Source organism: Levilactobacillus huananensis, from assembly GCF_003946145.1.
Taxonomy (GTDB): domain Bacteria; phylum Bacillota; class Bacilli; order Lactobacillales; family Lactobacillaceae; genus Levilactobacillus; species Levilactobacillus huananensis.
Map to the genome: position 1 here is coordinate 91431 of NZ_RHOC01000006.1, position 21518 is coordinate 112948.

General features: G+C 49.7%; 19 protein-coding genes. 2 read left to right on the top strand and 17 right to left on the bottom strand.

The window, feature by feature from the left end; all coding sequences use genetic code 11:
* Positions 1–359 precede the first annotated feature (359 nt).
* The 6 genes from EKM71_RS06570 to EKM71_RS06595 all read right to left on the bottom strand — a co-directional run bounded on the left by EKM71_RS06570 (position 360) and on the right by EKM71_RS06595 (position 8767).
* On the bottom strand, positions 360–1970 hold the full coding sequence (locus tag EKM71_RS06570) for a peptide ABC transporter substrate-binding protein (protein WP_125573824.1): 1611 nt from the start codon (positions 1968–1970) through the stop codon (positions 360–362).
* A gap of 470 nt (positions 1971–2440) precedes the next feature.
* The gene (locus EKM71_RS06575) at positions 2441–2713 is read right to left on the bottom strand and encodes a hypothetical protein (protein WP_125573825.1); all 273 of its coding nucleotides are present in this window, start codon (positions 2711–2713) and stop codon (positions 2441–2443) included.
* Between the two features lie 71 nt (positions 2714–2784).
* Positions 2785–3966 (bottom strand): MDR family MFS transporter, encoded by a 1182-nt coding sequence (locus tag EKM71_RS06580; protein WP_125573826.1) that lies wholly within the window; start codon positions 3964–3966, stop codon positions 2785–2787.
* A 716-nt stretch (positions 3967–4682) separates the two neighbouring features.
* The gene (gene dnaB / locus EKM71_RS06585) at positions 4683–6074 is read right to left on the bottom strand and encodes a replicative DNA helicase (protein ID WP_125573827.1); all 1392 of its coding nucleotides are present in this window, start codon (positions 6072–6074) and stop codon (positions 4683–4685) included.
* A 158-nt stretch (positions 6075–6232) separates the two neighbouring features.
* Positions 6233–6685: a 50S ribosomal protein L9 gene (rplI, locus tag EKM71_RS06590; RefSeq protein WP_125573828.1), complete on the bottom strand. Its 453-nt coding sequence runs from the start codon at positions 6683–6685 to the stop codon at positions 6233–6235.
* 66 nt (positions 6686–6751) lie between these two features.
* Entirely contained in the window at positions 6752–8767 is a 2016-nt protein-coding gene (locus EKM71_RS06595) for a DHH family phosphoesterase (protein WP_125573829.1), read from the bottom strand.
* Positions 8768–9023: 256 nt separating this feature from the next.
* Here EKM71_RS06595 and EKM71_RS06600 point away from each other — a divergent pair, with 256 nt between their 5' ends.
* Positions 9024–9785 carry a MerR family transcriptional regulator gene (locus EKM71_RS06600; RefSeq protein WP_125573830.1) on the top strand — a complete coding sequence of 254 codons (762 nt, stop codon included), beginning with the start codon at positions 9024–9026 and terminating at the stop codon, positions 9783–9785.
* Positions 9786–9835: 50 nt separating this feature from the next.
* Here the strand turns inward: EKM71_RS06600 and EKM71_RS06605 are convergent, their stop codons facing one another.
* The 7 genes from EKM71_RS06605 to thiD all read right to left on the bottom strand — a co-directional run bounded on the left by EKM71_RS06605 (position 9836) and on the right by thiD (position 13826).
* Positions 9836–10153, bottom strand: coding sequence for a VOC family protein (locus EKM71_RS06605; RefSeq protein ID WP_225418003.1), 318 nt, complete (start codon positions 10151–10153; stop codon positions 9836–9838).
* Between the two features lie 242 nt (positions 10154–10395).
* A complete protein-coding gene (rpsR, locus tag EKM71_RS06610; RefSeq protein WP_057878211.1) occupies positions 10396–10632 on the bottom strand; it encodes a 30S ribosomal protein S18 in 237 nt (78 codons plus the stop codon).
* 28 nt (positions 10633–10660) lie between these two features.
* Positions 10661–11227 carry a single-stranded DNA-binding protein gene (gene ssb, locus EKM71_RS06615; RefSeq protein WP_057878212.1) on the bottom strand — a complete coding sequence of 189 codons (567 nt, stop codon included), beginning with the start codon at positions 11225–11227 and terminating at the stop codon, positions 10661–10663.
* Positions 11228–11268: 41 nt separating this feature from the next.
* Entirely contained in the window at positions 11269–11565 is a 297-nt protein-coding gene (gene rpsF, locus EKM71_RS06620; RefSeq protein ID WP_125573831.1) for a 30S ribosomal protein S6, read from the bottom strand.
* 392 nt (positions 11566–11957) lie between these two features.
* Positions 11958–12515, bottom strand: a complete 558-nt coding sequence (locus EKM71_RS06625) for a TIGR01440 family protein (protein WP_125573832.1) — start codon at positions 12513–12515, stop codon at positions 11958–11960.
* 13 nt (positions 12516–12528) lie between these two features.
* A complete protein-coding gene (locus EKM71_RS06630; RefSeq protein ID WP_125573833.1) occupies positions 12529–13032 on the bottom strand; it encodes an ECF transporter S component in 504 nt (167 codons plus the stop codon).
* Positions 13029–13826 carry a bifunctional hydroxymethylpyrimidine kinase/phosphomethylpyrimidine kinase gene (gene thiD, locus EKM71_RS06635; RefSeq protein WP_125573834.1) on the bottom strand — a complete coding sequence of 266 codons (798 nt, stop codon included), beginning with the start codon at positions 13824–13826 and terminating at the stop codon, positions 13029–13031. The genes EKM71_RS06630 and thiD overlap by 4 nt, the downstream gene beginning before the upstream one ends.
* Before the next feature lie 120 nt (positions 13827–13946).
* Here thiD and EKM71_RS06640 point away from each other — a divergent pair, with 120 nt between their 5' ends.
* On the top strand, positions 13947–15350 hold the full coding sequence (locus tag EKM71_RS06640; RefSeq protein ID WP_125573835.1) for an aminotransferase-like domain-containing protein: 1404 nt from the start codon (positions 13947–13949) through the stop codon (positions 15348–15350).
* A gap of 50 nt (positions 15351–15400) precedes the next feature.
* On the opposite strand, the gene gyrA is transcribed toward EKM71_RS06640, so the two are convergent.
* The 4 genes from gyrA to yaaA form a co-directional block, all read right to left on the bottom strand.
* Positions 15401–17884, bottom strand: coding sequence for a DNA gyrase subunit A (gyrA, locus tag EKM71_RS06645; protein ID WP_404819416.1), 2484 nt, complete (start codon positions 17882–17884; stop codon positions 15401–15403).
* A gap of 75 nt (positions 17885–17959) precedes the next feature.
* Positions 17960–19906 carry a DNA topoisomerase (ATP-hydrolyzing) subunit B gene (gene gyrB / locus EKM71_RS06650; RefSeq protein WP_125573837.1) on the bottom strand — a complete coding sequence of 649 codons (1947 nt, stop codon included), beginning with the start codon at positions 19904–19906 and terminating at the stop codon, positions 17960–17962.
* A 3-nt stretch (positions 19907–19909) separates the two neighbouring features.
* Positions 19910–21064 (bottom strand): DNA replication/repair protein RecF, encoded by a 1155-nt coding sequence (recF, locus tag EKM71_RS06655; protein WP_125573838.1) that lies wholly within the window; start codon positions 21062–21064, stop codon positions 19910–19912.
* Positions 21064–21291 (bottom strand): S4 domain-containing protein YaaA, encoded by a 228-nt coding sequence (gene yaaA, locus EKM71_RS06660; protein ID WP_125573839.1) that lies wholly within the window; start codon positions 21289–21291, stop codon positions 21064–21066. Before yaaA ends, recF begins: the two co-directional genes overlap by 1 nt.
* Positions 21292–21518: the final 227 nt, after the last annotated feature.

Consider the following 21518-nt stretch of genomic DNA (forward strand, 5'->3'; position numbering starts at 1 on the left):
AACCTGTCTAAAGCTGCCCACTTGCGTGATCAAAACACCAATCACTCCCCATGATCGCAGGCCGTTCTAGTTTCCCCTGATTAGTCTAATCTTATCGTAACAAAGTTTTCAGGCAAATTCAGGTATTTTCAAAAATTAGTTTTGAGTTTAACCTTTTACTCCTTATTTAATTTTGATCAAACAAAGCCGCGGGAAAATTCCCGCGGCTTTGTGGTGCTTCAAATTGACCGCTCGGCATGAATCTGGCCCCGCTGGACGACTTAGTCATCGTAGCCCGTTATCGGGGGCCATACGGGGCTTAATTTGCGGGAAACCGATGCTTAATGGTTATGACCATTGTCAGAGTCTTGCTTAACACGCTACTTCCAGTAAGCATACTTATACTGCGCATCACTCATCATCGTATACTTCAACCCGCCAACCTTGTTAGAAACCAAGTGCGCCTTAGCTTGCTGATACAAAGGCACCAAGCCAGCCTGCTGGGTGACGTACGTATCGGCCTGTTTCATCAAGTTCCATCGCTGTTGGATGCTGTACGTCGCCGTGCTATCAATCTCAGCCATCAGCTGGCTGTAATGGGTGTTATCCCACTTGGTGAAGTTGACCGAACTCTTGCCATCCGCCATTTGGAGAAAGTCGGAAGGGTCCCGCCAATCTGTATTCCAACCATCTAGGTCGATATCAAAGTTTCCAGCTGACCCTTTGGCAATCTGTTGGGCCAGTGGCATCGATTTAATCGTGATATGAAGCCCTGGCATGTATTTCTGGGCCTGTTGTTGTAAGTACTGGGCCGTGTGCTTCTGCTCGTCCGTATCGGCCGTCAGCAGCTCCAGATTGGCTGTCTTAATCCCTAGTTCCTGCTTAGCCTGTTTCCACAGGCTCGTGGCTTTAGACGGGTTGTACTGCAACAGGTTCCCAACATCTTCTGAGAAGTCCTTGCCGGTTTTGGGGTCATTCCCGTCCCCATAAGGAATCAGGTTCTTAGCGGCCGAGGACCCGTCTTGAAGCACGTTCTTCGTGAGAGCTTGTCTGTTCACAACATGGGAGAAAGCCTGACGTAGCTTCGTATTATGAGTGATTTTCTTCTTATCGTTAAATTCCAAGAACCGCATCGAGCTATTCAACGTGGTCTTCATTTCTGGGTCATTCGCATTTTGCTTAATGTACTGTCCCGAAAGCGTGGTTTCCTGAACCGCGCCCGATTTGAAAAGACTCGATGACGTCCCGGGATCCTTGACGACCTGAACATCTACCTGGCTAATCTTGACGTTTTTGGCATTCCAATACTGATCGTTCTTTTCGTAGGACCAACTGTCCGTGGTTCCACTCCAATTAACCAGCTTATAGGCCCCATCGGACAAGGTCTTATCGGCGGAAGTCCCGTACTGACTACCGTATTGCTTAAAAAGGCTCGTTTTCATGGGATATTCTGACGTCGCTAGGATGTCTCCCAGCCAAGGCTGTGGCTTTGACAGGGTCAGCTGCAAGGTCTTCTGATTGAGAGCCTTCACACCTAGTGTCGTCGGTTTGGCTTTACCAGATTGAACAGCCTCATAGTTCTTCAGGAACTTCAGCTTGTTGGCGACCTGGGACTTGGATTGGGGATTCACCTGCCATTGAAAGGAGGTAACAAAGTCTTGGGCCGTCACGGGATCACCGTTCTGCCACTTAGCATTCTGCTTAATCTTGAAGGTATATACCGTCCCGTTATGGGTTGGCTTAACCACCTCTTCTGCCACACCCGGAGCTACCTTGCCGTTCTTATCCAAGGTATACAGCCCTTCTTCCGTCTGTGCAATCAGACTTGAACTATTACTGTCTCCGGAAATAGCAGGGTTCGCCGTCGCCGGGTTCCCCACCATAGTGACCTTTAACGTCCGGTTGGTACTGCTCTCTGCCTGCGTCGTCCCACACCCGGCCAAAGCAGCCACTGCTAACAAACCAAAACTCAATCCCAATATTTTTTTCATTTTAAAGTCCCTCACTTATCCGGCCCGATCAAAAAAGTCGCCCGTCCCTGCTGGTTAATCACAACCAACAAGGGCGAACGACTCGCGGTACCACCTTGTTTTATCTCTCAATGCGCGGCCTTCAGCCAACGCGACGTGCGATAATGGGCACGACCCAGTCATCACTACTCATTTCATGATAACGACGCTCCGATGCGCTTCACGTCGAGGGGTCGATTCGGCTTCCATCTTCCCGAATTCGCTAGACCCGCCCTCGACGTTACTCTTCTTTGCCTGGTCTCAAGTATTGTGATTAAATTTATCATCATTCATTTTCTTTGTCAATAGCTTTATAAACATTCATTTTTATGTATATTTTTGACCATGACAACCAAAAAAGAGCTAGCCCATACGGCAGTATGGCTAGCTCTTCTCATCGTCGGCCCTATTTGCATAGCGTCGTCGCTAAATTATTTTTTTATACACAGACGTTACTTTCCCCGAGTCTGTTGCTGTCCCTGCGGTGACGTGGTTGTCTGACGACTAACCGTCTTCCCCGCCTGGCTAGTCGTGGTCTGCGTCTTAATCTCAACGTGACCATGACCCGTTGTCTTATTGGTAACCTGCACCACCGTTTGCCCCGAAGTGGGCTGAACGACAGAATCCGTAATGGTTGACCGATTTTCCGATGGGTGCCCAAAAATAATGAGCCCCACAATTAAACCAATCAGCAGGCCGCTAATTCCCCGTATTCTTCTGTTCATAAGCCTTCCCCTGATTTCCCTAGTGTCTAATACTCCTACTATCAGGTATTATACACCATTCAGGTGAAAACTCATTTAAAAGTTTTCACGCGCCGACGGTTGACCGTCACCACGAAAATATTCAATCCCAGAATCACCATAATCGTTACCGCCGCAATAATGAACAGTAACGTATAAGACGTCTGATCAATGATGATCCCACCCATCAGCGGCCCAATGGCTTTCCCAACAGACGTCCAGGCATTGGACATCCCTTGGTACTTCCCTTTAACCGCAGCGGGGGTGAGATTATTAACGATCGCTGGAATTGCTGGAAATGCCGTCGCTTCACCCATCGTCAGAATAATCATGGCAATCGTGAAGTGCATATAGTCCTTGGCAAAGATCAACGTCACAAACGAGATTGCCAGGAAGAAGATGCCGGCGTAGACCTGCAGATACAGGTTACTGAAGTAGTTCCCAAGCCAATTAATAAAGACCTGTAGGACCACAATCAGTCCCCCATTTAAGGTCCATAACAGACTATAACTCTTCATTGGAATCCCCATTCCCGTCATATAAACGGACAGGTTAGACTCCCATTGCGTATACATAATCCAAATAACCATTAACGAGAAAAAGAATGTCAGCATAATTCGCTGGTTAGGCCGCGGAATCTTGATCTGAACCTTTTCTTTGGCTGAGACCACCTTGGGTTGCGTCACGGCAGGCGCTTTGTAGTGTCGAACCACCACGATGAGAAATAGAACGAAAAGTGCAAAGGCAATTGCAAATAATAGCGTGACACTGGTGCTGTACACGTACCCCACCAGGGCTGTCCCCAAGACCACCCCTAAGTTCTGTGCGAAATACAACATGTTGAAGATGTAGCGTCCATCGCGGCTATGAATCGTCGTTCCGAGGGAGTTCACCATGGTTAACGTCCAACCCGATGCTAATCCTAAGAAGAGCAGTGCAATCGGGAAGGCCGGCCAACCATGATTAATGATAAGTCCCCCCAGCGTAACCAGTGAGAGCAAAATCCCACCAATTGTTAAATAATAAGGGTTTCGACGGTCGAACAGTCGGCCCCCAAGGACACTCCCAACAACGTTTGCTAGGGAATAAAATAATAGGATCACCCCAACCTTTGTCAATGATGCGCCCAGTCGGTTATGCAGGTAAATGGTCGTCAGCGGCCAAATAAAACTCATGCCAATACTGCTGAACAAAGCGCCCACGACTAACCAACGCAACCGAATTTCTTTTTGCATATACTATACAGCCTCTCCTTTCCAGAAACATGTTAAGCCTTATTCTAGCACTAGAGGGGGGGCCTCCACCAGTCCCCCCTTTAAACTAATAAGACACCCCACCAAATTTCGTTAACACCGCTCCAATCCCATGAGGGGGGCGTCCCGATTCATCCATCGACCTTATTTTTATGCCCTGGTAACTTCTATGAGTTGGCTAATGCTCTAAAAAGTGGGGTTCTCCTCACAACTTCCAAATTAGAAGCAACCGTGATCCCTCACTATGAGCATGACTTTTCTCACATCAGTCAAGCTGACCGGAAATCCTGTCTCTGCTCGTCCTTCACCATTTTCATCGATGCCGAATAATGTTTCACATGAAACATTATTCGGCAGACCGATTGAACGACCCCGTGAACCAAAATAATCATAAAAAAAGACCACCGCTCGGGGAAAGCGATGATCATCGGAGTAGGGGTAACGTCATTTATAAGAATGACGTTAACTATTTTTTCATTATTCCAGGGGAGGAGGAGTACATGAAAAAAGATTGTTAATCTTTGGTAGAAGCAACCACTCGGTTAACTTCTATACTGACCATACTAATCGGAAAATATGATGAAAATGTGAACTTTTTGGCACGCCACTATGAATTTTGCGCATAAACACTATTTAATTGCTAATTAGCCCCGTAATCTTCATGATTACGGGGCTAAATGAGTTCAATTCAACTTGATTTAGTGGCCATCCGGCACATAAGCCACCGATGAAAACTTATTATATGACTTTACGAAGAGCAATTTGACTGTTCCTCGTGGACCCGAACGGTTCTTTTCAATAATGACTTCGACTTCTCCCACGTCCTGGTCACCCTCGTCACGGGGGTCGCTGTCATTATTATCATCTTCATCCCCGTCACGTTCGTAATAATCGTCACGGTATAGGAACGACACGATATCGGCATCTTGTTCAATTGACCCGGACTCACGAATATCGGACAACACTGGCCGCTTATCTTGCCGCTGTTCCACTCCCCGAGAGAGTTGAGACAACGCAATGACTGGGACGTGGAGTTCCTTGGCAAGCTTCTTTAATTGTCGTGAAATATCGGAAACTTCTTGTTGCCGACTTTCGTGGTTGGTCCCTTCAATCAGTTGCAGGTAATCAATCACGATGAGCCCAAGATTGCCCTTTTCCTTAGCGAGCCGACGACATTTGGCCCGGATTTCGGTAATCTTATTCCCGGCAGTATCATCGATATAGATGCTGGCCTTCGCCAGACTTCCCATGGCAACGATCAGGTTTTGCCATTCATCCTCGGAGAGTTGCCCCGTCCGCAAGTGATTGGCGTCAATCGACCCTTCCGCACACAACATCCGGTTAACCAAAGACTCCGCACTCATTTCCAAACTGAAAATAGCCACGGTCTTGTCGGTCTTGGTCCCCACGTTCTGGGCGATATTCAGAGCAAAGGCGGTCTTCCCCACGGCAGGCCGAGCGGCGAGAATCATCAATTCATCGTCGTGAAGCCCCGTGGTCATCTTGTCTAACTCGGCATAACCCGTCGACAGCCCGGTAATCACGTCTCCTTGTTCGGAGAGTTTGTTAATTTCTTCAAAGGAGTTGTTCAACACGTCGCGGATTGGCTTGAATCCCGATTGATTCCGCGTCTCCGCCACGTTCATGATATCGCGTTCGGCATTATCGAGGAGGTCGGTGACATCACCGTCTTGTTGATACCCCTGCGTGGCGATGTTCGTTGCCGTCTGAATCAGCTTACGTAACAGGGACTTCTCCTGGACAATTTTGGCATAGTACGTGGCGTTAGCAGCGGTCGGTACGGCTCCCGCTAACTCGGCGATATAGGTAATGCCACCCACGTCATCCAACTGATTCTTAGCTGTCAGTCGATCCGTGATCGTCACCACATCAATGGCTTCATCCCGGTCGTTAAGATCGATCATCGCCTGAAAAATAAGCTGGTGTTCGCGACGATAAAAGTCTTCCGGCTCTAAAAATTCTAACGCATCCACCAACGCGTCGGTACTCAAAAAGATGGCCCCGAGGACCGCCTTTTCGGCATCGAGGTTCTGTGGTGGTGTATGGTCTGTTAATACGTTATTATCCATGCTTGGTTATTTACCTCTTTATTGGACGACGGTTCAACATCAGGTTTCTATTTTACCATAGTATGACAAGCCAAGGGGAAAAGTAACCCGAGTTTCCCACGTCACTGACAGGTAAATAAAAAGGCCACCGTACTCGGCGACCTCTCATTGTTATTGTCCTACTTTTGCGCCACGTGAACCCGAATTTTTGCGGTCACTTGGCTGTGTAACTTCACGGGAACGTTCGTGTAACCCAAAACCCGAATGGGTTCTGGCAGTTCCACCTTACGCTTGTCAAGCTTCAAACCAAATTGCTTTTGAAGAGCTTGCGTAATTTGCTTGCTAGGAATCGAGCCAAATAGCCGGCCATCTTCCCCAGCCTTAGCGACGATTTCAACCACTGTCTTGTCGTCTTCCAAATGCTTTTGAAGTTCCTTGGCTTCAGCTAAATTCTCTGCTTCGCGTCGGTCTTCCGCATTTTTTTCGGCTTTGAGTTGACTCATGGCAGCTTGATTAGCCTCTTTGGCCAATCCCCGCTTAATCAGGAAGTTTTGGGCGTAGCCATCGGGAACGTTCTTAATCTCTCCGCGCTTACCCTTACCCCGGACATCTTTGGTAAAAATAACTCTCACGTCGCTCACTCCTCATTTAATATGCTAACTTTAATCCTACGCCGAAACGCCACCAGAATCAATTAACTATGTGGTGGCCGGTTCCGGTTCGCCACTGTGGTTGAGCAATTCAATCAGCTGTTGTTTAACCTCAGTGACAGACTTGTCGCTAATCTGGGTCGCCGCGTTAGACAGGTGACCCCCTCCGCCCATGGCTTCCATGGTGAGCTGGACGTTAATCTCGCCCAACGACCGGGCGGAAATTCCGACACGGCCATCATCTCTGCGTGTGATGACATACGAGGCATCCACGCCGGACATATTCAGGAGGTCATCGGCGGCCTGAGCAGCGGTGACGGGATCGTAGGTCTGATCCTCTTCACCAGCAATCAGGGCCATGTCTTCATTCACAAACTCCACCATCTCAATTAGGTGGTTGCGTTTCAGATAACTATCAACATTTTCCTTCATGTAACGCTGCATCTCGACGGCATCGGCCCCCGCAGAACGGAGGTAACTGGCGGCGTCAAAGGTTCGCGTCCCGGTCCGTAACGAGAAGTGCTTGGTATCCACGAAGATCCCCGCCAGCATAGCCGTAGCTTCCAGCTTGTTAATCGGCTCACCCTCTTGCGACTGATATTCAAACATTTCGGTAATCAGTTCGCAAGTGGAGCTCGCGTATGGTTCGATGTAGACCAACAATGGGTTTTCAGGGAACTCTTCGCCTCGCCGGTGATGGTCAATGATCATCACACGGTTTTCCAACCGGTCATAGAGCGCTGATGAAATGGAAATCGATGGCTTCGAATGATCCACCATCAGTAACATACTCTGGTCGGTGGCCTTCTCCAAGGCCTCTTCCGGCGAAATGATGGCGGCATCGATGGCCGGATAAGCCTTCAGGTTGTCCAGCAACCGCTGAACATCGGAGTGGACCGTTTCCTTATCCAAGACAATCCAACAGGTCTTGTTGTTCATCTTGGCAATCCGTCGAATCCCTAGACAAGCTCCCAAGGAGTCCATGTCAGGTTGCGAATGTCCCTGAACAAAGATCTGGTCGGACTCGTTCATCAGCTCTTGCAGGGCTTGTGAGATCATCCGTGCGCGGACCCGCGTTCGTTTCTCCATCGGGTTGGTCTTTCCCCCATAGTAGCGGGCAGCCTGGTCAGCAGCTTTGACCACGACTTGGTCTCCACCCCGACCCAGTGCCAGGTCCAGATTACTTTGAGCCTGGTCGGCCAGTTTGTTCAGGTTCGGATCGCCGTAAGCAATCCCCATACTCAAGGTCAAGGGGAAGTTTTGCTTAGACGTCGTCTCGCGGATCGTATCAAGAATCTTGAATTTATCGGCTTCAATCGCGGCCAGCGACTTAGCGTAGGCCAGAATGAAGTAATGGTCATCATCCAGTTGCTTGAGATACATATCAAACTGCTGAACCCAGGCCGACAGCTCATTGGTCACGTAGTTTCGTAGATTGGAAATATCCTGGTCAGTCATCGACTGGGTAATCTCATCGTAGTTGTCCAAGAAGATTTGGCCGATAGCGATCTTTTCGTTGTCGTACTGTTCTTGAATCAACTGATAATGCGTGATGTCATACAGGTAGACGGCATGAAAATCCGGTTGCACATACATCGTAAACCGCTGGTCCTGCCACTTAATCGTGGTCATCGTCTGCGGTTCGGCCGTGCTAATCAGATTTGCCAGCTCAGGGTCGACCTCTTTAATGGGCCGACTCAAAACATCGGTGTCCCCAAAGTAATTCTGCAGGTAGGGATTGACCCATTCCACTTGGTCATTGTCCCCCAGAATCATCACACCCGGTGGCATGCGTAGTAAGGCCTCTTGCTCTCCTTGCTGAATGCGAAATGCCAGGTCGGAAATATATTGCGTGGTGTCGTCACCAATCTCCGCCATGGTATTGAACACAACCAGCGTGGCAATCCCTACTAGAACTAGAATGACAATCCCAAAGATCCAATTCAAAAGGAAGGATAAGACAATACCGAGGATGGCCAGAGCAGCGGTCATAATAGCGATACCGCGCAAGCGCCGATTCTGTAAGAATTCGGGGATGTTGGATCGCGAAAATAATTTATTCATTTTGCTCCTCATCTGATTCATCTGGAAAAATTTGTGTTCACCCACTAAAACAGCTTCTGAAAATTAGCGGGCTTAAAAGTTACAAATAATACCCTTATTTTATCACATTCGGTGACAATCACAAAGACCCGGCTAACCGGATGAAACCTTAACGTGGCGGGGATGAATCCGATTTATTCTATTTTCTATTTTGACTTGACCTTGACGCGACGGTAACCCTTATAGTAGGTTGTAAGCACGAAAGGAGGGGGAGCCCATGACGACCAGCATTCAAGAACTGGCGCGCCTGGCTAAGGTCAGTCCACGCACCCTACGGTATTACGATCAGATTGGTCTGTTACCAGCGAAACGCAATCCTCAAAATGGTTACCGCGAATACGACGCCAGGGCCGTCGACCGGTTACAAATGATCCGTTATTTTCAATTGTTTGGCTTCAGTCTCACCGCCATTCAGGAACTTCTGGACCAGTCGTCAGCCCGGCAAACGGCGGCCCTTGCCCAACAACGCCAACGCTTGCTGGATGAACGGGACCACCTCACAACGCTGCTGACTACCCTGGACCGCACCCTAGCGGCCAGAAATGGAGGTCCGCAAATGACGGATTCAGAAAAATTCAGTGCCTTTAAGCAACAACAGCTCACCACAAATGATCGTGAGTTTGGTCAGGAAGCTCGTGAGCGCTACGGCACAGCATCGGTGGCTGCCAGTCAACGTCGATTTGCCGCACTCAGCGAGATTGACTACCAGGCGATGCAAACCTGTGAGCAACGGCTGCTCACCAATCTCAAGACCGTGGCCCAGTCTGGTGACATGACCAGTGACTTGGCTCGCCAAGTCTTCGATGACCACAAAACTTGGTTATGTTTCACGTGGAACAATTACTCACCGGCTACCCATCGTGGCCTGGCCGAACTCTACCTGAGCGATGACCGTTTTACCAGCTACTACAATGACCGAGTGGGCTTGTCCAATGCCACAGCAACTCTGGTTACTCTCATTCAACACTACGCACAGTGAGTCTACAAAGGGTGCTGATCCCCCGTGTTCAGCGCCTTTTTCAATCTAATTTATTGTGCTGTGGGGTCCTTAATCTGACGCCAAGACATCACGTGAAGTATCCAGGAAATCCCATAGCGATCGGTGAAATGTCCCATTTTGCCACCCCAAAACTGCCGTTCAAAGGGTATCTCCATGATAACTGTTTGGGAAGCCACCACGCATTGATAGAAGGCATTGGCAGCTGCCGCGCTAGTAGCATCAGCCGCATTGACATCCAAGATGAGATCAACCTGGTTGCTAGGTATTGGTGTCCCACGAAAGGCATCAGCGCATTGCAAACTGGTTTCCAGAACACTGAACCCGACATGAATCGCCATCGCTTCCAAGTCAGCGTCGTCCGGTAACCCTGGCTGGCCTGTTCGGCACTGGGACTGAAGCGATAGACATCTTGTGCACCGAAGACCTCTTGATAATATGCGAGGGGCTTCCTTGGCACTGGTAAACGAAAGACTAGGGATCAAACGCGATTGCATAACCACCCACCCTTTCCTGTCGCAATCTTCCAGTGAATACGCTAGCCCATTTTTAAGCTAAAAAAAGCCATCCCCGCAGGGATGGCTTTTAAAAACTATTCTTCACCGATAAATGGCATTAAGCCCATGATCCGTGAACGCTTGATAGCGATAGTTAACTTCCGTTGGTTCTTGGCACTAGTGCCAGTAACCCGGCGAGGTAAGATCTTACCCCGTTCGGAGATAAACCGACGTAATAAGTCAGTATCTTTGTAATCAATGTATTCGATGTGGTTGGCTGCAATAAAGTCAACCTTACGACGGCGACGGCCGCCACGACGTTGTCCTGCCATGAGAAATTCCCTCCTCGTTTTTTAGTGTTTAGAACGGTAAATCATCATCGGAAATGTCAATTGAATCCCCGGTATTCGCAAATGGGTCGCTAGCATTGCTGCCGGCGTTCTGATTTGGCGTTGTCGGTCTTGGATTCTGATTTTGAGTTGGGGCACTCGACGTTGGGTTCCCACTCGTAAATGGATTGGCATTTTGATTCTGATTCTGAGGAGCATTATTCACGGGTGCACCGTAGTTTTCATTTCCACCGTTGGCGTTCGCGTTACGATTGCTCGAACGTGGTTCCAAGAACGAAAAGTTCTCGACGACAACTTCAGTCACGTAAACTCGTTGACCCTGCTGGTTTTCGTAGTTCCGGGTTTGGATGCGGCCTTCAATGCCACAAAGAGACCCCTTGTGCATATAGTTCGCAAAATTTTCCGCGGATTTGCGCCAAATGACACAACTAACGAAATCAGCTTCCCGCTCACCTTGCTGGTTGGTGAACCGCCGATCAACGGCCAAAGTAAATGTGGCAACAGCAGCACCGCCTTGGGTATAACGTAACTCAACATCCCGTGTCAGTCGGCCAGTAAGTACTACTCGGTTGATCATTGCTGAATAACTCCTCTCAAATTTATAAGTCTGTAGTTAAATTAATCTTCGCGCTTAACGATCATGTGACGTAAGATACCGTCATTGATCTTAGCTAAACGGTCGAATTCGTTTAAAGCTTCGTCATCAGAAGCGTTTACCGTGATAATGTGGTAAATACCTTCGTTAAAGCCACCGATTTCGTAAGCAAAACGACGCTTGGACCAGTCTTTTGAACCGATCACTTCTGCACCGTTGTCCGTGATAACCTTGTCAAAGCGTTCAACCAAAGCGGTCTTTGCGCCATCGTCAAGATCTGGACGAATGATGTAGGTAATTTCGTATTTAGTAGTTTCCATGAATCATTACACCTCCTTATGGACTTCAGGCCCCCGCTACAATGCGGAAGCAAGGAGAGACACTAGCGTAAGCCAGATACTCACAAGCTAGTAGTATAGCATAAACAGAAATGTTAAGCAAATCGGGGCCGACCGATGGGTGTTGGTTACGTTACAGGGTTAATTCCGGATTTTACTGCCCGTTATTTTTAAATCCCCAAAACTTTTTTAAAAGAAAGGTCGTTACGTCAGAATCTGGGCTCACGACCACTCTCAGCGCCGTGAGCCCATCGACCTCCCGGTTTAATCGAAAGCGCCGTTAACCGTTAACCTACGGCCGTTATGGCCCTCTAAACGGTTCTTTCTGCCAAGCTCACAAAAAAAGAACGACTTGCGCCGTTCTTCTAACTTAATTATTTGATTGGATCGTAATTTGCCCGAGGGCCACCAACGTACTTAGGACGAGAACGTAAGGCCGTCACGTGAGCACCACCCAATTCCTTCAATGAAGGCCGTACCGGAACCTGAACGAACTTGACATGTTGGCCAATGGCCGTGTCTCCAATGTCGAGGCCGGCTTGGGCCACAACATGTTCAACTTCAACGGGATCCTTAAACTGCTTGAAGGCAGCGATTGAGGCAGCCCCACCAGCATGTAAAGCTGGCACAACCGTGACAATCTCAAAGTGATTCTTTTCCGCAACTTCGCGTTCGACCACCAAGCTCCGGTTGATGTGTTCACACCCTTGTACCGCCAAGTGAATGCCCAGTGGGCGTAACTTGTCGACTAAGGTCTTGATAATCGCCATTCCTACTGCGGGATTGGAGTCCTTACCAATGTGCCCACCAACAACTTCACTGGTTGAGCATCCCAGAACAAACAAATCACCTTTACGTAAGTGAGCTGCATCCAAAACGTCAGAAACAATGACGTTCAGGTCAGCTTCAATTTTACTTGTATCTACTGCCATCAAATGTCACTCCTTAAACTAAATTAGGCTTGAATTTCACAAGACTTTCCACGATGGAAAGTGTTACGACCATCCCAAACCCGACTTGAACGATGTTACCAAAGATCGAGGCCAATCCGGCTGCCCAACCAAAAAGTAAGGCGGTCGCAAAGTAGTACCCAACTATCATAATAACGCTTCCAACTAATAAAGGAAAAATAGTTGTTTTGAGCGTTTTGTGTTTAGGGGTGAGGAAGCCAACAGCGGCCCCTTGTGCCCCGTGAATGACGAGTGAGAACAGGCACCATTCAGGATGACCGGACAACAGGTCAATCAGAAAACCACTTGTCCCCCCAACGACAGCCCCCATAGGATTCCCAAAGAGAATTGCCGTCGCATAAATACCCACTTCACAAAGCGTCACAAATCCCTTCGTTGCTGGAACGGGGATGATAACCAGTAGCGACATGGCTACCGTCATCGCCGTCAGCACCGCAGTTAACGTCATCTGTTTAATTGGATCCTTTGCCTTTTTCATTTTGTTTCCTCCTGTCGGCTTGCCCCTTGCCACACGCTCCCGAGCGTTTCACTGATCGCTACGCCGTGGGTAATGCCTAACCGAACGAATGTCTTGGCCGCGGCGACCGCAGCGGGTAATGACTGCCCGTTTGCCAACTCAGCGGTAATGGCCGCCGAGAAGGTACAACCGGCACCGTCCGTAGTCTGGCGGTCAATCTTCGGTCCCGTGAACCAGTAATCCTTATCCCCGGCGCGAAGATAATCCAGAGCCACGTCACCAGCGAGGCGGCTACCGCCCTTAATCACGACATTAGGACAACCAAAGGCCTGAATCCACAACGCGGCTTCACGCATCTGATCTTTAGTCGTGATAGTAGCGAGGCCACTCAGCTGGCGCGCTTCATCCAAGTTTGGCGTTGTCACGTAACCAAGAGGCAATAAGTTATGGGTCATTGCGTCTATGTAAGTCGTCTGTAGCTGTGTCTCGCCCTCCTTGAAGACCAGGACGGGATCGACCACCAACTTGATCTTAGTGGCTTGTAACTTGTCGCAGACCATCATTAATGCCGCCTGACTACCCAAGAGTCCCGTTTTGGCAAAGCGGACTGGCAGTTGACTCAAAATGGACGTCAACTGCTGCCCAATGACGGTCGGTGGAATTTGGCTTAGATTCACTCCCGCGGGGGTGATGCTGGCCACGCTCGTCAGCGCGCTAAGCCCAAACACATTTAGCTCTTCGAATGTCTTGAGATCGGCTTCGATACCGCCGCCTGCCAAGCTATCCGAACCAGCAATGGTTAAAACATTTTCCATGAGCGCTCCCTCCAACACTCTCTAGTATTGCCCCTTCACGATGGGATCGCAACAGCCAATTGGCTTGTTTTTAATCCAGCCAATTATTATACTGAAGGAAACTAACTGGAGGGATTTGCCATGATTAACTGGTATGCGGATCTACCGCCCATTAAACCCAAGTACCGCGCCATTACGCAGCTCATCAAGCGCCTCATTGAAGACGATAAGCTCCTGCCAGGACAACGGCTCCCAGCCGAACGAGAGCTGGCTCAACTCTTAAAGGTCGACCGGTCCACGGTCACCCGAGCTTTTCTGGAGTTAACGGCCAATGGTCTCCTTATCAAAAAGACCGGGAGTGGGACCTATGTTTCCACACTCCCCCAAATTGCCAGTCAGGCCGACAAGGTGAATTGGAATTTCTTCTTGGAGAACACGGAATCTCGCGGTGATCAGGCTTACCAACAACGCCTCTTGCAGGCCAGAGCGTTGGACCACGGGACCCTGATCGACGGGGCTGCCAATGAACTGCCCATAGGTCTCATCCCCGAACTGGGGGCGCTACAATTGGACTGGCATGGCTTTCTCCTAGCCCAAAAGCAGGAACAGGACGCGGGTTATCAGCCACTAATCCATACCATTGGCCAAATTCACACCGATAAGAAACAATTTCACCTGGCCAATCAGACCCTGATCATCGCTGGTGGAGCCCAACAATCACTCCTATTGGTGCTCAGAAGTCTCCTGCAGGTCGGGGATGCCGTGGCCTTCGCCCGCCCATCCTACTTCAACTCGAGTGCTATCTTTCAGGCCACGGGAATTCATACCTATCCCGTCCCCTTAACCTCAAATTGCCTGGATCTCCAGGCCCTCGAAGACGCCATCTTAAAGCACCGGATCAAGTTGCTGATTCTTAATCCGACCTTTCAGAACCCGACTGGTAGCATTCTGACCTTGGAACAACGACAGCGCATCTTAAAACTATGCCAGAGCTACCAAATCCCCATTGTCGAGGACGACGTCTTTGGCTGGCTCGTCGCCAAGCAAGACGAGGTCCCAACTTTTAAGTCTCTGGCTCCCGAAAACGTCATCTATCTGAGCTCACTCTCTAAACTTCTAGGTTCAAGTACTCGGATCGGCTGGATCGTGGCGCCACAAGCCATCGGTCAACGCCTCCTGCAGGTCCAAAAGAAACTCGACATCATACCAAGCATGTTGGCCCAGGTTATGGCCAATTTGGCCCTCAACAATCCCTCATTCGAGCCTGAGATTGCCAAATTGACCGATCAGCTATCCCAGCGCCGCGATCAGGTCACCGCCATCTTCCGAAAATACCGCCCCGACTGGCGATTCACCGTACCTAAGGGCGGTTTCTATCTGTGGGTTACGCAAGACGATCCCGATATTTTTAACCAACTCCTAGCCCAAAAGATTCTGGTCAAACCCGGTCCCATCTACGGAACCAACAAGCGATCCTTTCGATTCAACTTTGCCGGCATCGATGCTGAGAAACAGCGTCAGCTACGAGAACGACTCAAAAAATAAGGTCAAAAAAGAGGCTCACTGTCAATCTGGCAGTGAGCCTCTTGTCTTCGTTAATCTTTAGAATGCGTCGTTGGTTCTGTGGAATCTGGTGTCGTTGATTCATCGGCTGGCTTGTCGGAATCTCCGGCAGAGGCATCCTCAGCTTCATCATCTTCCTTAGCCACCTTGGCCATCGTCGCAACTTCGGCATCATCGCCTAAGCGAATCAGGTGAACCCCTAAGGTTGCTCGACCGGTCTCGGAGACATCCGCGGCGCTAAAGCGAATCATAACCCCTTTGTCAGTGATCAGCATGATATCCTCATCACCATCAACGGTGGTCAATCCCGCTAACGGTCCGTTCTTGGCGGTGACGTTAACGGTCTTGATTCCCTTACCGCCTCGACCCTTAATTGGGTATTCTTCGGCGGCCGTTTGCTTCCCATAACCCTTTTCGGAAATGACAAACACGCGACTATCTGGCTTCAAGACACTGGCACCGATGACATAATCCTGGTCTCGGAGACGAATTCCCCGAACCCCGGTAGCCGAACGGCCCATCGACCGGACGTCCTTGGCCGCAAAACTAACGGCGTAGCCCAAATGGGTCCCGATAATCATGTTGGCCGTGTCATCAATGATCGACACGTCGATTAATTCGTCATTTTCCTTCAGGTTAATGGCCTTCAGACCGTTACTCCGAATATTGGCAAACTCGTCGACTGGCGTGCGCTTAACCGTCCCTTGTACGGTAGTGAAAAACAGATCGCGTTCTTCATTCTTCCCGGCATTCGAAACGTTAATCACGGCCTGAACGTGCTCGTTGTTGTTAATCCCCAACAGGTTAATAACAGGAATTCCCTTGGCCGTTCGACCATACTCAGGAATCTCATACCCCTTCATCCGGTAAACTTTCCCGGCATTGGTGAAGAACAACAGCATGTCATGCGTCGAGGTCGCCACGAGGTGCTCGATGAAATCATCATCGTGCACACCCATACCTTGAACCCCTTTACCCCCACGATTTTGAGCCTTGAATTCAGACGTTGGTAAACGTTTGATATACCCATTATGTGTGAGTGAAATGATGACATCTTCTTCAGCAATCAGGTCTTCATCTTCCAAGCTCAGAACTTCACCGACCATTAATTCAGTTCGACGATCGTCCCCAAACTTGTTTTGAATCTCCAACAGTTCATCATAAATGATGCTCTGTTGGCGTTCACGGGACGCCAAGATTTCCTTGTAGTCCTTAATGTTGGCCATGACGTCATTGTATTCCTTTTCGACCTTTTCACGTTCCAGTCCGGTCAACCGAACCAACCGCATGTCCAAAATGGCTTGCGATTGCTTGTTGGAAAGACTGTAACGGGTCATCAACTCATTCTTCGCCACTTCGGCGGTCTGAGACTGCCGAATAATGGTAATGATAGCATCGATGTGGTCCAGAGCGATCCGCAACCCTTCCAGGATGTGGGCTCTGGCTTCGGCCTTCCGCAATTCAAAGGCTGTCCGCCGTTGAATAACTTCGAGCTGGAAGTCCAGGTAGTACTGTAGAATGGCCTTTAAGCCTAGGACCTTAGGGGCACCCTTCACGATGGCCAGCATGTTGATCCCAAATGAGGTCTGCATCAACGTCATCTTATAGAGATTATTTAAAATAACCTCGGCACTGGCGTCACGCCGAACATCAATGACGATCCGCATCCCGGTTCGGTCGGTCTCATCGTTAACGTCGGTGATTCCTTCAATCCGCTTATCGCGGGCCAATTCGGCGATGCGTTCGATCAGCTTAGCCTTGTTGACCATGTATGGAATTTCCGTGGCCACAATCCGTTGCTTACCGTTCTTTTCTTCTTCGATGTCCACCTTGGCACGCAGGGTAATGGTGCCCTTCCCGGTCTCATAAGCCCGGCGAATGGCAGCCTTCCCCATCACGATCCCACCGGTTGGGAAGTCGGGACCTGGTAAGGCCTCCATCAACTCAGCCAAGCTGGCATCAGGGTTCTTCATCAAGATGTGCAGGGCACTGATCACTTCCGTCAGGTTATGCGGCGGAATGTTCGTGGCCATCCCCACGGCAATCCCAGACGCCCCGTTAACCAATAGGTTAGGGAAACGTGATGGGAGCACCACGGGCTCTCTTTCGGAACCATCGTAATTATCTTGAAAATCAATCGTATCTTTATTAATGTCGCGCAGCATTTCCATCGCGATCTTACTCAATCGCGCTTCGGTATACCGCATGGCGGCGGCTCCGTCACCATCGACAGACCCAAAGTTCCCATGACCATCTACTAACATGTAGCGGTATGAGAAGTCCTGCGCCATTCGTACCATGGATTCGTACACGGCGGAGTCACCATGGGGATGGTACTTCCCCAAGACGTCCCCAACCATCCGGGCAGATTTCCGGAATGGCTTGTCGGGCGTAATGCCCAATTCATGCATATCGTACAGAATCCGACGGTGAACGGGCTTTAACCCGTCCCGCACGTCAGGTAAGGCCCGTTGGACAATCACACTCATTGCGTAATCCAAGAAGGATGTTCGCATGGTTTGTGAAAGGTCAACGTCGGTAACCCGACCTATATAGTCTTGATCAGCCAAATCTTTACCCTCCGTTCTTCACTAAACATCCAACTCGGCGAAGGTCGCGTTATCCTCGATAAATTCACGTCGAGGTGCCACCTTGTCACCCATCAACATGCTAAACACTTGGTCAGCATTGATGGCATCTTGGGCATCGACCCGCAAGAGCCGCCGGTTTTCGGGGTTCATGGTCGTTTCCCAGAGTTGTTCGGCATCCATTTCACCCAGCCCTTTGTACCGTTGAATCTGTGGCTTTGGTGCGGGTGGTAATTGGCCTAATAATTCCTTTAATTCGTCATCGGAATCCAAGTAACGTTGCATCTTCCCTTGACGCACCCGATAGAGCGGTGGGCAAGCAATGTAAACGTAACCGGCATCCAATAGTGGTCGCATGTAACGGTAAACCAGTGTCAATAACAAAGTCCGAATGTGGGCCCCATCGACATCGGCATCGGTCATAATAATTAATTTGTGATAATTGGCCTTAGCAACGTCAAAGTCGTCACCAAATCCAGTCCCCATGGCTGTAAACAGAGAACGAATTTCTTCGTTCGCCAGAATCCGGTCCATCGAGGCCTTTTCCACGTTCAGAATCTTCCCTCGAATGGGTAAGATTGCCTGTGTCAACCGCGAACGGCCCTGCTTAGCAGACCCACCGGCGGAATCCCCTTCGACAATAAACAATTCGGAAATCGAAGGATCCTTGGACGTGTTATCGGCCAGTTTCCCAGGAAGGTTGCTGATTTCCAGCCCACTCTTCTTCCGGGTCACTTCACGGGCCCGCTTAGCGGCAACCCGCGCCTTGGAGGCTAATGTCCCCTTATCCACCACTTTACGGGCGATATCAGGATGTTCCATTAAGAACCGCATAAAGTGGTCGGCAAACGTGTGATCCACGGCCGTCCGGGCATCGGAGTTCCCCAATTTGGTCTTCGTTTGACCTTCAAATTGTGGGTCCGGATGCTTCACAGAAACCACGGCTGTCAAGCCTTCACGGACGTCATCCCCGGTTAAGTTCGGTTCATTGTCCTTCATCAGCTTGTTGGTCCGCGCATAGTCGTTTACAACCCGCGTTAAGGCCCGTTTGAATCCTTCTTCATGAGTCCCACCTTCGTAGGTGTGAATGTTGTTGGTAAACGTCAACAGGTTGTTATGGTAGTCATCCGTGTACTGCAGGGCAACTTCCACCGTAATTCCGTTTTCGGCGCCTTCAACGTAGATTGGCGGTTCAAAAAGCGTCGTTTTATTTTCATTCAAATAGTCAACATAGTGACGGATCCCACCTTCATAGTGGAAATCATCCTCAGTTGGTGTTTCTGGCCGGTCATCACGGATTGTAATCCGGAGACCCTTGTTCAAGAAGGCCAGCTCGCGAATCCGCGTGGTCAGCGTCTTGATGTCAAAGGTAGTCGTTTCTCTGAAGATATCTGGATCCGGCAGGAAGTGCACAATGGTGCCGTGTTTTTCCTTGGGCAATCCTTCTTCAACAACCGTCATTGGCTTCACCACGTGACCTCGATCAAAGGTGATCGAGTAGCGCTTGCCGTCACGGATAACCTGGGCATCCAATTCGGTGGACAACGCGTTTACAACGGAAGCCCCCACCCCATGAAGACCACCGGAAACCTTGTACCCGCCACCGCCGAATTTACCCCCGGCGTGCAGGATCGTAAAGACCGTTTCTAAAGCCGGCTTGCCCGTCTTCTTTTGGATATCGACAGGAATCCCACGACCGTTATCGGTCACGGTCACACTATTGTCCTTGTTCACCGTGACGTGAATTTCGTCGGCAAAGCCAGCCAAGGCTTCGTCAATCCCGTTGTCCACGATTTCCCACACGAGGTGATGAAGACCTTGGGCACTTGTTGATCCAATATACATTCCGGGGCGTTTACGTACCGCTTCCAAGCCCTCAAGAACTTGGATTTGGCTGGCATCATATTCTCTTGCCCGTTCCGCCTTGGTTTCGTGTTCTTTTTCAGCCACTGCTTAATCCTCCTTTGTTGCCGAATCGTCACTAGTGGGCGATCCATCGGCCACCACGGTCCCATCGGCCACGTGAAAAATGGTCGGGTCCTTAATCAGCTGGCGGGTAATCCCACTTAGGCTGGTGGTGGTGATAAACGTCTGTACCTTATCCTGAATGGCCGTCAGCAGATGGGTCTGCCGCGCGTCATCCAATTCTGAAAGGACATCATCTAAGAGCAAAACCGGATACTCCCCGGTCTCCTCCTTCATAAGGTCAATCTCGGCCAACTTCACACTCAGTGCCGTTGTCCGTTGTTGCCCCTGAGACCCGAACGTCTGGACATTCTTATCGTTGACCTGAAAATGCAAGTCGTCACGATGGGGCCCCACCAGCGTTGTCCCCTGGTAAAGCTCCTTGTCCCGTTGTTTCTCATATAACGCACTCAAGGCCACCTGGATGCTCTTAACATCAGTTAATGCCTCATCGGGTACCTGGGTGGCATAGTGAAACGTCAGCGTCTCGCGTTGCTGGGAGATCTCGGCGTGAATGACCTGCGCCCAGTGCTCCAGCTTATGTAACATCCGCAGCCGCTGGGCGATGATTTCCGCACCATATGCCGCCAATTGATCGGAAAGCACCGATAAGAACAGCAGATCCCGCTTCTGTTTGTGTTGCAGGTCCTTCAGATAGCGATTTCGCTGCTTCAACAGCGTCCGATATTGGCTTAAATTATACAAATAGCGCGGATTCATCTGGCCAAACTCCATGTCCATAAACCGCCGCCGAATACTCGGGGCGCCTTTGACAATCGCGAGATCTTCCGGGGCAAACAAAATCACATTGAGCTGGCCCACATATTGCGATAGCCGAGCCTGCTCAAGGTGATTGACTTTAGCACGTTTGCCCTGGCGTGAGAACGTCAACTCCAGTGGCACCGTTCCCGCCGACTTCACAACCCGACCACTGACCTTGGCCGTTTTGGCCTGCCAGTTGACCAAGTCATGATCGTTGGCTGTCCGGTGACTGCGGGTTAACGCAAGCACGTAGATGGCCTCTAATAGATTGGTCTTGCCCTGGGCATTTTCGCCGAGGAGGACGTTAATCCCCCGCCCCAGCCGAATATCGGCCTCGGGATAATTCCGAAAATGCTGCAGCTGCAACTCTTGCAAATACATTATTCACCCTGCTTTGAGCGTATAAAAAATAATCCTGCCTCAGGTACTGCCACTGTATCGCCAGGATACAGCTTACGACCCCGCCGATTGTCCGGTTCATCGTTGATATTTACCGTGTTTTCTCGTAAATACCACTTGGCTTGGCCACCAGTGCTGATGACGGATTCTTCTTTGAGTAACTGGCCCAAAGTAATGTAGGGCGTCTCAATGAAAACGTCTTTTTTCACAATTTCACCCCTTAATATTCTTCTCTTCTATTATACCGCTTTTTAGGGAAAAGTACAGGTGATCCCCTTTATTTTTGCGTTCTGAGGCTATTTGGGACGTTTTTGATGTTTTTGGTAAAAAGACGGTAAATTTGCTCAGATTCAAAAATAACGGTCTTTTAGCGAATTATTTGTTTTTTAGTGGTTTCGACGACCTTAAATCGGATTCTCTTTTCCGAGTCCCCTTA

Coding starts and splice junctions, on each gene's coding strand:
- EKM71_RS06570 (WP_125573824.1), bottom strand. CDS start 1,970: ATGAAAAAAATATTGGGATTGAGTTTTGGTTTGTTAGCAGTGGCTGCT.
- EKM71_RS06575 (WP_125573825.1), bottom strand. CDS start 2,713: ATGAACAGAAGAATACGGGGAATTAGCGGCCTGCTGATTGGTTTAATT.
- EKM71_RS06580 (WP_125573826.1), bottom strand. CDS start 3,966: ATGCAAAAAGAAATTCGGTTGCGTTGGTTAGTCGTGGGCGCTTTGTTC.
- dnaB (WP_125573827.1), bottom strand. CDS start 6,074: ATGGATAATAACGTATTAACAGACCATACACCACCACAGAACCTCGAT.
- EKM71_RS06595 (WP_125573829.1), bottom strand. CDS start 8,767: ATGAATAAATTATTTTCGCGATCCAACATCCCCGAATTCTTACAGAAT.
- EKM71_RS06600 (WP_125573830.1), top strand. CDS start 9,024: ATGACGACCAGCATTCAAGAACTGGCGCGCCTGGCTAAGGTCAGTCCA.
- rpsR (WP_057878211.1), bottom strand. CDS start 10,632: ATGGCAGGACAACGTCGTGGCGGCCGTCGCCGTCGTAAGGTTGACTTT.
- ssb (WP_057878212.1), bottom strand. CDS start 11,227: ATGATCAACCGAGTAGTACTTACTGGCCGACTGACACGGGATGTTGAG.
- rpsF (WP_125573831.1), bottom strand. CDS start 11,565: ATGGAAACTACTAAATACGAAATTACCTACATCATTCGTCCAGATCTT.
- EKM71_RS06625 (WP_125573832.1), bottom strand. CDS start 12,515: ATGGCAGTAGATACAAGTAAAATTGAAGCTGACCTGAACGTCATTGTT.
- EKM71_RS06630 (WP_125573833.1), bottom strand. CDS start 13,032: ATGAAAAAGGCAAAGGATCCAATTAAACAGATGACGTTAACTGCGGTG.
- thiD (WP_125573834.1), bottom strand. CDS start 13,826: ATGGAAAATGTTTTAACCATTGCTGGTTCGGATAGCTTGGCAGGCGGC.
- EKM71_RS06640 (WP_125573835.1), top strand. CDS start 13,947: ATGATTAACTGGTATGCGGATCTACCGCCCATTAAACCCAAGTACCGC.
- gyrA (WP_404819416.1), bottom strand. CDS start 17,884: ATGCGAACATCCTTCTTGGATTACGCAATGAGTGTGATTGTCCAACGG.
- recF (WP_125573838.1), bottom strand. CDS start 21,064: ATGTATTTGCAAGAGTTGCAGCTGCAGCATTTTCGGAATTATCCCGAG.